General features: G+C 69.2%; 11 protein-coding genes and 1 tRNA gene. 3 read left to right on the top strand and 9 right to left on the bottom strand.

Annotated features, from left to right (window positions below):
• Positions 1–9: 9 nt before the first annotated feature.
• Positions 10–5,478 (bottom strand): polymorphic toxin-type HINT domain-containing protein, encoded by a 5,469-nt coding sequence (locus tag CES90_RS45705; protein ID WP_208921634.1) that lies wholly within the window; start codon positions 5,476–5,478, stop codon positions 10–12.
• 6 nt (positions 5,479–5,484) lie between these two features.
• A tRNA-Pro gene (locus tag CES90_RS45700) sits at positions 5,485–5,558 on the bottom strand.
• Between the two features lie 144 nt (positions 5,559–5,702).
• Between CES90_RS45700 and CES90_RS45695 the strand changes: the two genes are divergently transcribed.
• Together CES90_RS45695 and CES90_RS45690 are read left to right on the top strand one after the other, a co-directional pair.
• Positions 5,703–6,416 carry a thiamine pyrophosphate-dependent enzyme gene (locus CES90_RS45695; protein ID WP_189788676.1) on the top strand — a complete coding sequence of 238 codons (714 nt, stop codon included), beginning with the start codon at positions 5,703–5,705 and terminating at the stop codon, positions 6,414–6,416.
• Between the two features lie 43 nt (positions 6,417–6,459).
• Positions 6,460–7,398 carry a transketolase family protein gene (locus CES90_RS45690; protein WP_189788677.1) on the top strand — a complete coding sequence of 313 codons (939 nt, stop codon included), beginning with the start codon at positions 6,460–6,462 and terminating at the stop codon, positions 7,396–7,398.
• A gap of 31 nt (positions 7,399–7,429) precedes the next feature.
• On the opposite strand, the gene CES90_RS45685 is transcribed toward CES90_RS45690, so the two are convergent.
• A complete protein-coding gene (locus CES90_RS45685; RefSeq protein ID WP_189788678.1) occupies positions 7,430–7,789 on the bottom strand; it encodes an MmcQ/YjbR family DNA-binding protein in 360 nt (119 codons plus the stop codon).
• 298 nt (positions 7,790–8,087) lie between these two features.
• On the opposite strand from CES90_RS45685, the gene CES90_RS45680 reads away from it, so the two are divergent.
• Positions 8,088–8,822, top strand: coding sequence for a PH domain-containing protein (locus CES90_RS45680; protein WP_232791435.1), 735 nt, complete (start codon positions 8,088–8,090; stop codon positions 8,820–8,822).
• A 186-nt stretch (positions 8,823–9,008) separates the two neighbouring features.
• On the opposite strand, the gene CES90_RS45675 is transcribed toward CES90_RS45680, so the two are convergent.
• From CES90_RS45675 to CES90_RS45650, 6 genes are all read right to left on the bottom strand, one after another.
• A complete protein-coding gene (locus CES90_RS45675) occupies positions 9,009–9,917 on the bottom strand; it encodes a LysR family transcriptional regulator (protein ID WP_189788680.1) in 909 nt (302 codons plus the stop codon).
• 52 nt (positions 9,918–9,969) lie between these two features.
• The gene (locus tag CES90_RS45670) at positions 9,970–11,169 is read right to left on the bottom strand and encodes a glycine C-acetyltransferase (RefSeq protein WP_189788681.1); all 1,200 of its coding nucleotides are present in this window, start codon (positions 11,167–11,169) and stop codon (positions 9,970–9,972) included.
• 56 nt (positions 11,170–11,225) lie between these two features.
• A complete protein-coding gene (gene tdh, locus CES90_RS45665) occupies positions 11,226–12,254 on the bottom strand; it encodes an L-threonine 3-dehydrogenase (RefSeq protein WP_189788682.1) in 1,029 nt (342 codons plus the stop codon).
• Positions 12,255–12,429: 175 nt separating this feature from the next.
• Positions 12,430–12,987, bottom strand: a complete 558-nt coding sequence (locus CES90_RS45660; RefSeq protein WP_189788683.1) for a GAF domain-containing protein — start codon at positions 12,985–12,987, stop codon at positions 12,430–12,432.
• 60 nt (positions 12,988–13,047) lie between these two features.
• Positions 13,048–13,647: a GTP-binding protein gene (locus CES90_RS45655; RefSeq protein ID WP_189788684.1), complete on the bottom strand. Its 600-nt coding sequence runs from the start codon at positions 13,645–13,647 to the stop codon at positions 13,048–13,050.
• Positions 13,625–13,996: a DUF742 domain-containing protein gene (locus CES90_RS45650; protein WP_189788685.1), complete on the bottom strand. Its 372-nt coding sequence runs from the start codon at positions 13,994–13,996 to the stop codon at positions 13,625–13,627. Before CES90_RS45650 ends, CES90_RS45655 begins: the two co-directional genes overlap by 23 nt.

Below are 13,996 nucleotides of genomic sequence, written 5' to 3'. Positions count from 1 at the left end.
GCCTCCCCGCTACCTCTGCCAGATCGGCTCATCGTAGTCGAAGTCAATCTCACCCCACTCATCTTTCTTCCAAACTCTAGTTACATACTCCCACGGGATTCCACCCTCAAATACCACTTCCGCCTCATGTGAATTCGGGTTCACTCCTGGACCAAGAGCCTTGTTCACATCAATCCCACCAGGCGCCCCCTGAATCTCATAGACGTATCCACGCAAGCGCTCAACCCCATTGGGAAATGTCTGAGCGGTGTCGGCAAGTTTGGACGTCCCGACAAAATTACTGGGAGTGTTATTGACGGCATAGTCGTAAAGACCCGTGCTCGCACCCGGAGCCTTGGGCATGAAACCTCCGGCAGCCATGATCTCGGCAGGATCTCGCGTGTCACCACGATAGACCGTGCCACAGTTGTGGACGAGGACAGAGATATCTCCGGCCAGCACATAGTACGTATGGGCGTCATCGACCGTCAGGTTGTGGACGGTGGCCGACCTGCTGGTCCGGTGTTCCACCGCTGTGATCTGAACCAGGGTGCCCGCGCTCGTGCGCAGCCACTGGCCCTTCTTCAGGTCAGTGGCGTCGACCCAGGCGTCGAGTTCGGGAACCCAGAAGGGATGCCCGTCGGTCGCGGTGATCGTGTCCGTCGCAGTGCCCTCGAAGCCGTCCGTGTCGACCGTGAGCTCAACCAGGTGCTTGAGGCCCTCGCCCTTGATCTCGGCGGTGACCCTCTCCGCAGTCGTCTCACCCGTCTCGGGGTCCGTGGCGAGGACCTTGTCGCCGGTCTCGATGTCCTCGATCGGCTTGGTGGAGCCGTCGGCCATCAGGACGAGCGTGCCGGGGACGAAGCTGTTGCTCGTCTTGCAGGAGCCGCCCGCAGCGGGTGCGTCGGTGTCCTTGCCGCCCCCTCCGGTGTCGGACTTCTTCTCCGCCCCGTCGCCCTTCTTGCCTCCGGAGTCGCCCTTCTTGGCCTCGGGTGCCTCCTTGGCCTTGGCCGGAGGTGCCGGGGCGGGCTTCTCCTTCGGCTTCGGGGTGACCGGCGGGGTGACCTTGTCGGCGGCGTCGACCGCGTCCTCGGTCTTCTTGGTCGCCTTGGTGGCGTCCGTCGCCGTGTCGACGGCGTCCACTGCCTTGTTGACGTAGCGCGCGCCCTTCGCCGCGCTCGCCGCGTATCCCGCGATCGGGATGGCCGAGGCGTAGGCCAGGCCCGCGTCGATGTAGTTGCCCTCGGCTGTGTACCAGAGGCCGTTGAGCAGGTCGGCGGGCTCGCCGAAGCCGGGGACCAGGCCCACGACATCGAGGGCACCGTGGCCGATCGGGCTGATCCAGGACTCGCCCCAGTACAGGCCCGTCGGGTCCGGGAAGGCCAACGGGTTGTTGCGACCGTAGGCATACGCGTTGAGGTGTTGCGGGTCCGCGACGTTCAGCACGGGGTCGACGGAGACGAAGCGGCCTGCCGCCGCGTCGTACGCGCGGGCGCCGAGCTGGATCAGCCCCGTCGTCGCGTCCGCCGTGCCGCCCACGAACGACTTGTCGCCCGGCCACGCGCCCGCCGCCGGTTTGGCGCCGCGCACCTCACCGAACGGCAACGTCCGACGCTGTGTGATTGCCGAGTCCGCGGCCTTGATCGCGATCTCAGCCGTGCCGTTCTGGCCACCCACCAGCCAGGTCACCCCGGCCGACGTCCGCACCGCGATCTTCCGACCGCCGTGGGAGTAGTAACGCGTACCGGACAGGGAGTTCTTGGCCGTGTCGAGGCGGATCTCCTGGCTGCCCAGGTACAGCGTGACCGCGCCCTTCTCCTTGCGGAGCAGGCGGCCGCCCGAGGCGTCGTACACGTACGAGGTCTTGTTCGCCTCGTCCAGGGTGTCGCCGGACAGGTACGGGGTCACCGCGCTCAGGCGACCCTGCTCGTCCCAGTCCAGCTTCTGGTCGACCGCCGGGGAGAGGTCCGTCGCCGCCTTGGTGCGGCGGACGGTGTTCCCTGTCTCGTCGTACTGGAAGCTCTGGGCCGCGGTCACTTCCTTGGCCGCCGTCGCGGTGCGCACCTCGGCCGACTTCAGGGCATGCGGGTGCGTGCCGCCCTTGGTGTCCGTGGCCTTCGGCACGTACGTCGTTGTCTGCGTGATCGCCGCGTCCCCGGTCGTGCCGGTCGCGTGGCGGACCTCGCTCGTGCGGTTGCCCGCCGCGTCGTAGGTGTAGGAGTGCCGGTACGGGGCCGGGCCACCGATGGTCGCCTCACCGGCGCTCGGCGCGCAGGCGGTGGCCGTCTGGGTCCACGCCTCGGTCAGGCGGCGCAGGTAGTCGTACGTGAAGCACTGGACGTCTGCCTGCTTGCCCTCGGGTGCGTCGGCGATTCCCAGGATGTTCCCTGCGGCGTCGTAGCCGTAGGTGATGTCGGAGTCGGGTGTCTTGACGATCTCCCGGTCGATGCGGGCGCGCTCCAGGCGTCGGGTGCCCTCCTCGTAGGTGTTGGTGAGCCAGGTGTACTTGTCGGCGCTGGCGGTGCCCAGGGTCAGCTGGAGCATTTCGCCGTAGTTGGAGTAGCGGGTCTCGCGGGCGTAGTCGGTCGTGTCGCCCAGGGTGAAGGACGGCAGGCCGGTCGCCGTGTAGCCCGTGGTGATCTTCTCCGCGGGAAGACCGCCGGCGGCTGGGAGACCGACGTCGTCGATCGAGCCGTCCGGCTTGTACGACGCCGTCGAGGTGTAGGTGCCGGCCAGCTTGCCCTCGGACGCGGGGATCGTCACCGACGTCTTCGTCGGGCGGCCCGCCACGTCGTACGCGTCGACCGACGAGGTGTAACCGTTGTCACCCACCCACTTGGTGGCCGAGGTCAGGCGCCCCTTGCCGTTCGGCACGGTCGCGCTGTCGTACTCCCAGGTCGTCAGCTTCTTGTCACCGTTGAAGAGAGAGCGCTGACGGCCCAGCTTGTCGTAGGTGAAGGTGAGGGTGGTCTCACGGTCGTTGCGGACCGTCTTGACCTGGTCGAGGTCGTTGTACGTCATCCACGTCGTGCCCGCGTCGGGGTCGACCGACTTGGTCTGCCGGCCGCGTACGTCGTACTCGGACGACCAGACGTTGCCCGACGTGTCCTTGACCTCGGTGAGGCGCCCCGCCGCGTCGTAGTCGTACGACGTCGTGTCCGCCGCGCCCGTGGGTGACGAGGCCTTGAACTCCAGGGCCTTGGTCGTCTGCCCCTGTGCGTTGGTGTACGTCGCGGTTGGTGTAGCACCGGCCGGTGGGTCGACCGTCGTGTGGTCGCCGTGGTACGTGGTCTTGGTGCGCCACTTCTCGGTGCCGGCCACGCGGAAGATCGAGTCGGTTGCCCGGCCTGCCGCGTCGTAGACCGTCTCCGTCTCCCGGGGCGTGCCCTCGGAGGCGTCCTTCACGTTCACGAAGGTCGTGCCGACGGCCGCCTTGTTGTAGAAGGGGCCGATCTCCTTCACGGCGAGACCGCGGGTGTCGTACTCGGTGGTGGTGATGACCCGTCCCGAGTTCGCGGCCGGGGTCTGCGTCTGGCGGGGTCTCAGCAGGCCGTCGGAGAGCTGGTGGCTGGTGGCCACCGAGCCGTTGGGCAGCAGGGACTTGGTGGTGGTGACCACCGGCGCGTTGTTGCGGATCAGGTAGGCGTACTCCAGGCTTGGGGTGTCCGTCGCCTTGGCGCGGCCCGGGAGCCAGACCTTCAGCAGGCGGCCGAGGGCGTCGTACTCCAGGTCGGTGCGCTGCTTGTTGGCGTCGACCGTGGCGGTGACCAGGCCCCAGCGGCGGTCGACCGTGGAGGTGGTCGTGTTGCCGAGCGGGTCCTCGACCTTCATGCCGGTCACCGGGCCGCCCGTGCTCGGCGTGTACGTGGTCTTCGTCGCGTTGCCCGCCTGGTCGGCGGACTCCACGACACGGCCGTGCACGTCGTACTTGGCCGTCGACGTCGTCACGTACTGCGGGGTGCCGTCGGCCGTGTAGCCCTTGACCTTCTCGCTGCGCACCACGTCGCCCTTGGTGGGCGTGGCGCCGTAGGTGTCGCGGTCGTCGTACCAGGTGCGGACGTCGGAGATCGCCTCGCCCTTGAAGGACGTGGGCGCTCCGTCGTCGCAGTTGACCGGGACCACCGTGACCCGCTTCAGCAGCGTCAGCAGGTTCGCGTCGGTGTTGCGGTTGTACTCGTTCGTGGTGCAGGTGTCGTCGTCCTTGACCGCCAGGTCACCGGAGTCGGAGGAGCGCACGAGCATGCCGTAGGAGTCGTAGAAGTGCTCGATGGCGGCGCGGCGGACCTTGCCGTCGTCCAACGCCGTACGGGTCTTCGTGGTCTTGACGGCCGCGTACGACGCCTCGTCCTTGCCTTCCGTCGCGGTGGGCTCGGACTTCCACGGGGTGCTGACGGACCCGGTGATCTCCGTGTCGCCGTTGAAGCTGCGCTGTTCGACGACGAAGCCCTGGTGGCGGGCGTCGTCGCGGATCTTGGTGCCGTCGGTGGCGGTGACGGTGACGGACTTGGTGCCGCCGGACTCCTTCTCCCGGTCGCCGTCCATGCCCTGGAGGTAGGTGGTCTCGGTGCGCAGCTGCTTGCTGCCCGCCTCACCCGTCTTCATGGTGACGGTGCGGTAGCCGCGCCACTGGTTCCAGGTCTTCTTCTTGGTCTTGACCAGCTCGCTGTCGTCGAAGGCCCAGGCCGCGCCCGAGTAGTCGTAGGAGGTGACCTTGTTGGGGCCGGTGATCGTGACCTCGTCCTCGATCACCGTGTCGACGACGAACTTGTGGAACCAGTCCTCCTTCTCCCCGATCGTGCCCTCCTTCGACCAGAAGGACGGCATACAGCGCTTGGTGTTCGTCTCGGGGGTGGGGAGGTTGGACGGGGTGCACTCGGTCGGCTTGTAGTTGACCGAGATCGTGCCGCCCGTCTCCGACTGGATGGCCCGGATACGCCACTTGTACATCGGCAGACGGTCGTGGGAGTCGGAGTGGACCCGGTTGGCGTCCTGGCGCTCGTAGAAGGTGACCTTCGGGAGCTTGTTGGCGCCGTCCTTGCCGGAGTGGGTGACCGACTCCAGCCACATGGCCGGGGCGTGGGTGGTGTCGGCGCTCTGGTACTTGTGCGCCAGGTCCCACTCGTCGACGTCCGCGTACGTCTTGCCGTCGGCGCCCAGGACCTGCGTGGTGACCTTCGCCAGCCGCTTGCGGGAGAAGAAGGTCGGGGACCACTGGTCCTTGCACTCGGTGTCGGAGGTGCAGATCTGCTCGAACGGCACGTCCGGCCAGCGCTTGGCGGTCGACTCCTTCAGATCGCCCGGCTGACAGTCCGCGGCGGCACCCGTGCAGCGCTCGGCGACGTCGAAGACGACCTGCGCGGGCGCGGCGGTGGTGTTCTCCTTGCCCTCGCGCTCGCCGTACTCGATCCGCTTGAGATAGCCGCCGCGGTCGTAGGAGACGACCTTGTCGCCGCGCACGCTGTCGTACTTGTTGGTCTCGGTGCCGTAGTAGTACGTCATCACGAGTCGGGACGACAGGATTTGAACCTGCGACCCCTTGACCCCCAGTCAAGTGCGCTACCAAGCTGCGCCACGTCCCGTTGCCCGTCTGACCTGGGGTTTCCCCTGGCTGAACACGCACGGAAACAATACCGCACTTGAGCCGGTGGTCGCGCACCCGTTTATCGGGGGCCGCCGGACTCACGCTTGACCTGAAGTTTGGTTGAGGTTGCACGATCGTCGGCATGACGACGACAGCGGAACGAAGCACGGAACGTACGTACGACTTCGCGGACCTGCCCTGGCTGATGGGACTGATGACGGGCGACGAGAAGCACGGGCCCGCCGCCACCTCCACCCTGGACGTGCTGTGGGTGCTCTACGACCGAGTGCTGCGGGTGGAGCCGGGGCAGATGGAGGACCCGACGCGTGATCGGTTCCTGTTGTCCAAGGGGCACGGGCCGATGGCGTACTACGCGGTGCTCGCGGCCAAGGGCTTCGTGCCGGTCGACTGGCTGCCGGGCTTCGGCTTGTACGACTCTCCGCTCGGTCATCACCCGGACCGGGTGCTGGTGCCGGGCGCCGAGATCGGCAGCGGGTCGCTCGGGCACGGGCTGCCGATCGCGGTCGGGACGGCGCTCGGCCTGCGGGCCCAGGGGCGGGTCGACCCGGCGGTGTGGGTGCTGATCGGGGACGCGGAGCTGGACGAGGGCAGCAATCACGAGGCGATCGCGTACGCCGGACCGGCCGGCCTCGACCGGCTGCACACCGTCGTGATCGACAACTCCTCCGCCAGCCATGCCCTGCCCGGCGGGATCGCCGCGCGGTTCGAGGCGGCGGGCTGGTCCGCCGAGACCGCCGACGGCCGGGACCACGAGGCGCTGTACGCCGCCTTCACTGCCCCGCACCCGGGCCGGCCCCGAGTCGTGGTGGCCCGAGTCGCGCCGAAGAACGCCTGAGCACTCCGTCTCCCCCTCCACTCCCTGAAAGGAAAGCGGACCCATGGACACCATGCGTGACCGTTTCGCCCCTGTCCTCACCCGGCTGCTCGACGAGGATCCCCGGGTCGCGGTGGTCCTCGCCGAGATCGGCAGGGACGGCTTCACCGAAGCGATGCTCAGGCACCCGGAACGGGTGATCAACGTCGGTATCCGTGAGCAGCTGCTGGTCGGCGCGGGTGCGGGGCTCGCGCTGACCGGGATGCGCCCCGTGGTGCACACGTTCGCCAGCTTCCTGGTCGAGCGGCCCTTCGAGCAGGTCAAGCTGGATCTCGGGCACCAGGACGTGGGCGCGGTGCTGGTGAGTGCCGCCGCCTCGTTCGACTGGCCCGCAGGCGGCTACACCCACATGGCACCCGGCGACGTGGCCCTGCTCGACACGCTCGACGGCTGGACCGTGCATGTGCCGGGTCATCCCGACGAGGCCGAGACCCTGCTCCGGCACGCGGTCGGCGCAGGTGAGAGCAAGGACGACAAGGTGTACGTACGGCTGTCCGTGCAGTCCAACGAGCGGGCGCTCGCGGTGGACGGGAAGCGGTTCCTCACGGTGCGTGAGGGGCGTCGTGGGGTCGTCGTCGCGGTCGGGCCGATGCTCGACGCCGTCGTCGCGGCCACGGAGGGGCTCGATGTGACCGTGCTGTACGCGACCACCGTCCGCCCCTTCGACTCGGCGGCGCTGCGCCGGGCGACCGAGGGGATGACGGGGAGCGACGGGGCGGGTGCGGACGTCGTGCTCGTCGAGCCCTGTCTGGCGGGCACCTCGACGGCTGCCGCGAACGACGCGCTCGTCGACGTACCGCACCGGGTCCTGGGGCTCGGGGTCGGCCGTCGGGAGCTGCGGCGGTACGGGCAGGTCGAGGAACACGTGGCCGCGCACGGACTGGACGCGGCCTCGCTGCGGGAGCGGATCGGTGGGTTCCTGGGGGCCGGGGCCGGCGCGTGAGGGAACCTGGCCCGGGTCATCGACGGTCAGGTCAGTCGGCGGCCGGAAGCCCCAACTCCGGGTAGGACTCCAGGAGTCGGGTCGGGGCCGCCTGGCGCCACGAGTCGGCGAGGATGTCGCGCAGCTCGGGCTCGTCCTCCAGGGCGGACAGCCGCACCCGTACCCAGGCGAAACCCGCCTCGTGGTCGGCGATCCAGAACTTGTCGGGCTCGGCCAGAACCAGTTCGTCCCGCTCCTCCTTGGGGCAGCGCACCGCCATGGACGTCTCGTCCTCGGGCAGAGTGGCGAACATCTTCCCCGCGACCCGGAACGTGGGCATGCTCCAGGCGACCTTCTCGGTGGTGTCGGGCAGGGAGAGGGCGACTCGTCGTACGTCTTCGGCATCCGGCATGAGACGCACCGTAGCGGTACCCACTGACAATCGCCTTGCGGCAGCCACAGCCCCCACCTGCTTACCCGGTGGCGCACGGTCCCGCCTGCTCCCAGCCGAAGATCCAGGAACCGATACACCACGCAACAAAGAACAGAATGCCGCTGGCAACAGCTCCCACGCCCCTGTCTCACCCCCTGCGCTACCGCCGACAACCGCTCCAAGACCGGCTGTGAGGGGCACGATCCAGAAGAACAAGGAGCGTCTCTCTTCCCGCGCGGGACCGGTCCCACGGGCCGGGGGCTAGGTTGCGCCTGTGATGGCTGATGACCCGTATTGTCGTGAGTACCGTTATTCGGGCGGCAGTTGGCTTTGGCTCGGCTTGGCCGCTCCCTTCCTGGCAGGCATCGGGCTGATCGCGGAGATGGCTCTGGACGACGAGGTGCCCGTCATCGTCCCCGCCGCCGTCGGCACGGCGCTCGCCGCCCTGCTCCTCTTCCTGCTGCGCCTGGTCAAGGTCACGGCGACGATCAGCGACACGACCCGTCTGACGGTCCGAGGACCGTTCCGCAGCCGCGCCACGGCCTGGCCGGACGTGCAGGGCATCGAGATCGAGGTGAACCCCGGGGCGCAGGCGCAGGGGGCGCCGAGCCGGATCGTCGTGCTGTACGACGCCTCGGGCCGGCGGCTCATCCTGCCGCATCTCAACGATCGCAACACCCCCGATCTGGCGCGCGAGGTGGCGGCCCTGTGTGAGGTGTGGATGCTGCGCAGGGGTGAGGACTGGGCGCCCGTTCCCAAGGCGGCGGACAAGATCGCGCGCATGCGCAGGCATCCGACACCGCTGGTGCACATCGCGGTCAAGACAATGTTCGGTGCATTCCTGCTGGGAGGGATCCTCTTCTTCATCGCGCTGGCCACGGGCATGTACGACGGCTCCGACCCCAGCGCATTCGCGGACACCGTGTTCCACCCCTTGGCGCTGTTCATGGTGCTTCCCCTCGGGCTGTACTTCGGCGCCTTCGTGGTCGGAGCGGTCCTCCGCCGCCGCTGAGGGCGGTCCGGAGCAGGGTCATGTTCCGCCAAATCCCCGAGGACCAGCCTTGTTCGGCCCGCAGCTCTGCCAGGCGGGCGGCCAGGCGGACGGCCAGGCGGGCGGCCAGGCGGGCGGCCAGGCGGGCGGCCAGGCGGACGTCGACGGATCCAGTACTTCCTCGCCTCACCAGCCGCCTTCCCCGCCTCACCCGGCTGCCTCCCCCGCCTCTCCGAGCGCCTCCAGCACCGGGCGGATCAGTGGGTGCCCCTCCGCGCCACGGCGCACGGCGGCGAAGACGCGGCGGGTGGGAGCCACGCCGTCGACGGGGCGTACGACGACTCCCGTCAGGTCCATGCCGCGCAGGGCGGAGCGGGGCACGAGGGCGACGCCCGCGTCGGCGGAGGCAAGGGCGACGACCGCGCGGAAGTCGTCCGAGGAGTGCTCGAGACAGGGCCGGAAACCGGCGTGCTCGCAGGCCAGGACCACCACGTCATGACAGGGGTTGCCGGGGTAGGGTCCGATCCACGCGTCCTTGGCCAGTTCGGCGAGCGGGACCTCGTCGGCGTCGGCCAGCCGGTGGGTGACGGGGACGACGGCGTCGAAGGGCTCGGCGTACAGCGGAACGTGGGTAAGGCGCGGATCGTCGGCTGCGGGGGCACCCCGGTACTCGACGGCGACGGCGATGTCGACCTGCCGGTCCAGCACCATCGGGAGGCTGGCGTCACCCTCGGCGTCCTGGACGCGGAGGCGGATGCCGGGTGCCGAAGCGGCGAGGCGGGCCAGGGCGGGCGCGACGACCAGAGCGATGCCGGTCGCGAAGGAGGCGACGGTGACCGTACCGGCGGCGCCCGAGCTGTACGCGGCCAACTCCGCCTCCGCCCGCTCCAGTTGGGCGAGGACCGCGTTGGTGTGGCCGAGCAGGATCTCGCCGGCCGGGGTCAGCCGTACGCCCTTCGCACCGCGCTCGACCAGACGGTGGCCCGTCTCCTGTTCCAGGGCGGTCAGCTGCTGGGAGACGGCGGACGGTGTGAGGTACAGCGCGGCGGCAGCCGCCGTCAGGGTGCGGTGGTCGGCCACCGCACGGAGGATGTGGAGCCGCCGCGCCTCGATCATGGGATCGATTCTCTCAAATGCCCGCTTTTCCCTGACCTGGCCAGGTCCCGGCTCAGGCCGTCAGCTCGGCCCGGGCCGCCACGAACGCGTCGACCGCCCGGTTCACGTCGTCGGTCGAGTGCGCGGCGGACAGCTGGACGCGGATACGGGCCTGGCCCTGCGGAACGACGGGGTAGGAGAAGCCGATCACGTACACGCCCCGCTCCAGGAGCAGCTCGGCGAGGCGGCCCGCCTTCGCCGCGTCACCGATCATCACCGGCGCGATGGGGTGGTCGCCGGGGAGGATGTCGAAGCCCTCCTCCGTCATACGGCTGCGGAACAGTGCGGTGTTCTCCGCGAGCCGGACCCGCAGGTCGTCGGCCGACTCCAACAGATCGAGAACCTTGAGCGAGGCCGCCGCGATCACGGGGGCGAGCGTGTTCGAGAAGAGGTACGGGCGGGAGCGCTGGCGCAGCAGGGCGACGATCTCGGCGCGGGCCGCGACGTAACCGCCGGAGGCGCCGCCGAGGGCCTTGCCGAGGGTGCCGGTGATGATGTCGACGCGGTCCATGACGCCGTGCAGCTCGGGTGTGCCGCGGCCGCCCGGACCGGTGAAGCCGACGGCGTGCGAGTCGTCGACCATGACCATGGCGTCGTACCGGTCGGCGAGGTCGCAGATGTCACCCAAGGGCGCCACATAGCCGTCCATGGAGAAGACACCGTCCGTGACGATCAGCTTCCGACGCGCGCCACCCTCGGTGGCCTCCTTCAACTGCCGTTCCAGGTCGGCCAGATCGCGGTTGGCGTACCGGAAGCGGCGGGCCTTCGAAAGGCGGATGCCGTCGATGATCGAGGCGTGGTTCAGGGCGTCGGAGATCACCGCGTCCTCGGGGCCGAGGAGGGTCTCGAAGACTCCGCCGTTGGCGTCGAAGCAGGAGGAGTACAGGATCGTGTCCTCCTGGCCGAGGAACGCCGACAGCCGGGCCTCCAGTTCCTTGTGCACCTCCTGTGTACCGCAGATGAAGCGGACCGAGGCCATGCCGTAGCCCCAGCGGTCGAGCGCCTCGTGGGCGGCGGCGATCACCTCGGGGTGGTCGGCGAGGCCGAGGTAGTTGTTCGCGCAGAAGTTGAGGACCTCGCCGGGGCGGCCGCCCGCGGTGACGTTCACCGCCCTGGACTGCGGGGTGCCGATGACCCGCTCGGGCTTGTGCAGGCCGGCGGCGCGGATCTCGTCGAGGGTGGCGCGCAGGTCGTCGCGCACGGAGTCGAACATGAGGGAACTCCTAAGAGATGCAGGGGACTTACGCGCCCCTGGGACATGCAGGTGCCTTACGCGGTCCAGTCGAGGATGACCTTGCCGCCGCGGCCGCTCGCCGCGTCGGCGAACGCCGCCTCGAAGTCGCGGTAGCCGTAGCGGCCGGTGATCACGGGGGCGAGGTCGAGGCCGCCCTCCAGGAGCACCGACATCGCGTACCAGGTCTCGAACATCTCGCGGCCGTAGATGCCCTTGATGGTGATCATGGAGGTGACGATCCGGGCCCAGTCGACCGGGAACTCCTGGGACGGCAGGCCGAGCATGGCGATACGGCCGCCGTGGGTCATGTTGGCGATCATGTCGCGCAGCGCCTCGGGGCGGCCGGACATCTCCAGGCCGATGTCGAAGCCCTCGCGCAGGCCCAACTTCCGCTGCTCGTCAGCGATTTCGGTGTCCGAGACGTTCAGCGCCAGGCTCACGCCGACCTTGCGGGCCAGTTCCAGCCGCTCCTCGCTGACATCGGTGATCACGACGTTGCGCGCACCCGCGTGCCGGGCGACAGCGGCGGCCATGAGGCCGATCGGGCCGGCACCGGTGATCAGGACGTCTTCGCCGACGAGCGGAAAGGACAGCGCGGTGTGCACGGCGTTGCCGAACGGGTCGAAGATCGCGGCGATGTCGAGGTCGACCGGAACGCGGTGCACCCAGACATTGGCGGCGGGCAGGGCCACGTACTCCGCGAAGGCGCCGTCGCGCCCGACCCCGAGGCCGACGGTGGCGCGGCACAGATGGCGCCGCCCGGCGAGGCAGTTGCGGCACTTGCCGCACACCAGGTGGCCCTCGCCGCTGACCCGGTCGCCGACCTTGATGTCGGCGACGTCACGTCCGGTCTCGACGACCTGGCCCACGAACTCGTGGCCGACCACCAGCGGCGTACGGATGGCCTGTCGGGCCCAGCCGTCCCAGGACCGGATGTGCAGGTCGGTCCCGCAGATGCCGGTCCGCAGGACCTTGATCAGTACGTCGCCGGGGCCGATCGCGGGCTCCGGGACGTCCACGAGCCACAGCCCGGGCTCCGCCTTCTCCTTGACCAGCGCCTTCAACGCTACGGCTCCTGTGGGTGAGGTCCCCGAGCAGGGCATGACGAACGGGCCCGTACCGGGGAGAGGGGTGGGAACGCAGAGAAATCTGCCGTACCCCGGTGCCCCGGGTCCATCGAGGTTTTCTTAACCTCCGCCGCAGCTTTCCTTCACGCCTTTCGGACGCACGCACCCCGGCTTACGGGAACGCCTCCCGCCCCTCGATCTGCCCGGACAGCTCCGTCGCCATCGCCTTGATGGTCTCCAGGCCCGTCCTGCCCCACGGCCTCGGCCGTACGTCGATGACACAGACGGTGCCGAGGGCGATGCCCGTGCGGTCGATCAGCGGGGCGCCCAGGTAGGAGCGGACGCCGTGGTCGTGGACGACGGGATTCCCGGCGAACTTCGGGTACTCGCGCACGTCGTCGAGGACCAGCGCCTTGCGGCGGACCACCACATAGGGGCAGAAGCCGTGGTCACGGGCCAGGTGACGATCGGCCCCGAGTACGGCGTCCGCGTCGCCCGTCGGGTCCCGGGGCGCGTGCAGACCCGCGAAGAACTGCCGCTTCCCGTCGATGAAGTTGACCATCGCGTACGGCACGGAGGCGACCTCGGCGAGCCGGTCCGCGAACGCGTCGAAGGCCGGTTCGGCGTACTCCCCGAGCCCGAGCAGCCGCAGCCGCCGTACACGCTCGGGGGCGTCGTGGTCCTCCGGGGTCAGCAGCAGGCGGCCGACCGGGCGCGGCTCGTAACTCATCGCCGGGCTCCGCGGATCGGGTCAGGGGTCATCGATGGGCTCCGCGGCTCGTGTCGTACGTCATGTGTGGGCCCCGTGGCTGGGCAGCTGCGCGGGGGTGTGGGCGAGGAGGTGGCGTACGAGGGTGAGCAGGGTCTGTACGCCCGAGCTGGAGATACGGGCGTCGCAGCAGACGACGGGGATCTCCGGGTCGAGGTCGAGGGCGGCGCGCACCTCGTCGGCCTCGTAGCGGAAGGAGCCGTCGAACTCGTTGACGGCGACGATGAAGCCGAGGCCGCGCTGTTCGAAGAAGTCGACGGCGGCGAAACAGTCCTCCAGGCGGCGGGTGTCGGCGAGGATGACCGCGCCGAGGGCGCCTTCGGAGAGCTCGTCCCACATGAACCAGAAACGCTGCTGCCCGGGCGTGCCGAACAGATAGAGCACATGCTGCGGGTCGAGGGTGATGCGGCCGAAGTCCATGGCCACGGTCGTCTCGACCTTGTTCTCGACGCCGTCGAGGCTGTCCGTCGCGACGCTCACGGTGGTGAGCAGTTCCTCCGTGCTCAGCGGCGCGATCTCGCTCACCGCGCCCACGAAGGTCGTCTTGCCTACCCCGAACCCTCCCGCCACCAAGATCTTCAGTGCGGTGGGGAAGGGGTCAGAGCTGTCGTCGTAGTCCATCGAGCACTGCCTCCAGAAGAGACCGGTCTGTCGGGTTGTGGTGGAAGGCCGGGGGCTTGGTGGTGAGTGCCCCGCAGTCGACCAGGTCGGACAGCAGCACCTTGGTGACCGCCGCCGGCAGCTTGAGGTGGGCGGCGACCTCGGCGACCGAGACAGGTGCCCGGCACAGGTCGAGTGCGGTCGTGTGCTCGGGGCCGAGATAGCCGAGGGGGGTCGCCCCGGTGGCCATCACCTGTGAGAGGAGATCGAGCGCGGTGGTCGGCCGGGTCCGGCCGTTGATGACGGTGTACGGGCGCACCAGCCGACCGGCGTCGTCGTCGTACAGGGGTCCGTCGCCGGACATGGCCAC

This window comes from Streptomyces capitiformicae, assembly GCF_002214185.1.
Classification (GTDB): domain Bacteria; phylum Actinomycetota; class Actinomycetes; order Streptomycetales; family Streptomycetaceae; genus Streptomyces; species Streptomyces capitiformicae.
Note: the sequence above shows the minus strand (reverse complement) of the source record. Positions and strands in the feature narration are given on the sequence as shown.

Excerpts from the sequence above, each read along its gene's own strand:
- CES90_RS45705 (WP_208921634.1), bottom strand. The coding sequence starts at position 5,478 with ATGACGTACTACTACGGCACCGAGACCAACAAGTACGACAGCGTGCGC.
- CES90_RS45695 (WP_189788676.1), top strand. The coding sequence starts at position 5,703 with ATGACGACGACAGCGGAACGAAGCACGGAACGTACGTACGACTTCGCG.
- CES90_RS45690 (WP_189788677.1), top strand. The coding sequence starts at position 6,460 with ATGGACACCATGCGTGACCGTTTCGCCCCTGTCCTCACCCGGCTGCTC.
- CES90_RS45685 (WP_189788678.1), bottom strand. The coding sequence starts at position 7,789 with ATGCCGGATGCCGAAGACGTACGACGAGTCGCCCTCTCCCTGCCCGAC.
- CES90_RS45680 (WP_232791435.1), top strand. The coding sequence starts at position 8,088 with ATGGCTGATGACCCGTATTGTCGTGAGTACCGTTATTCGGGCGGCAGT.
- CES90_RS45675 (WP_189788680.1), bottom strand. The coding sequence starts at position 9,917 with ATGATCGAGGCGCGGCGGCTCCACATCCTCCGTGCGGTGGCCGACCAC.
- CES90_RS45670 (WP_189788681.1), bottom strand. The coding sequence starts at position 11,169 with ATGTTCGACTCCGTGCGCGACGACCTGCGCGCCACCCTCGACGAGATC.
- CES90_RS45660 (WP_189788683.1), bottom strand. The coding sequence starts at position 12,987 with ATGAGTTACGAGCCGCGCCCGGTCGGCCGCCTGCTGCTGACCCCGGAG.
- CES90_RS45655 (WP_189788684.1), bottom strand. The coding sequence starts at position 13,647 with ATGGACTACGACGACAGCTCTGACCCCTTCCCCACCGCACTGAAGATC.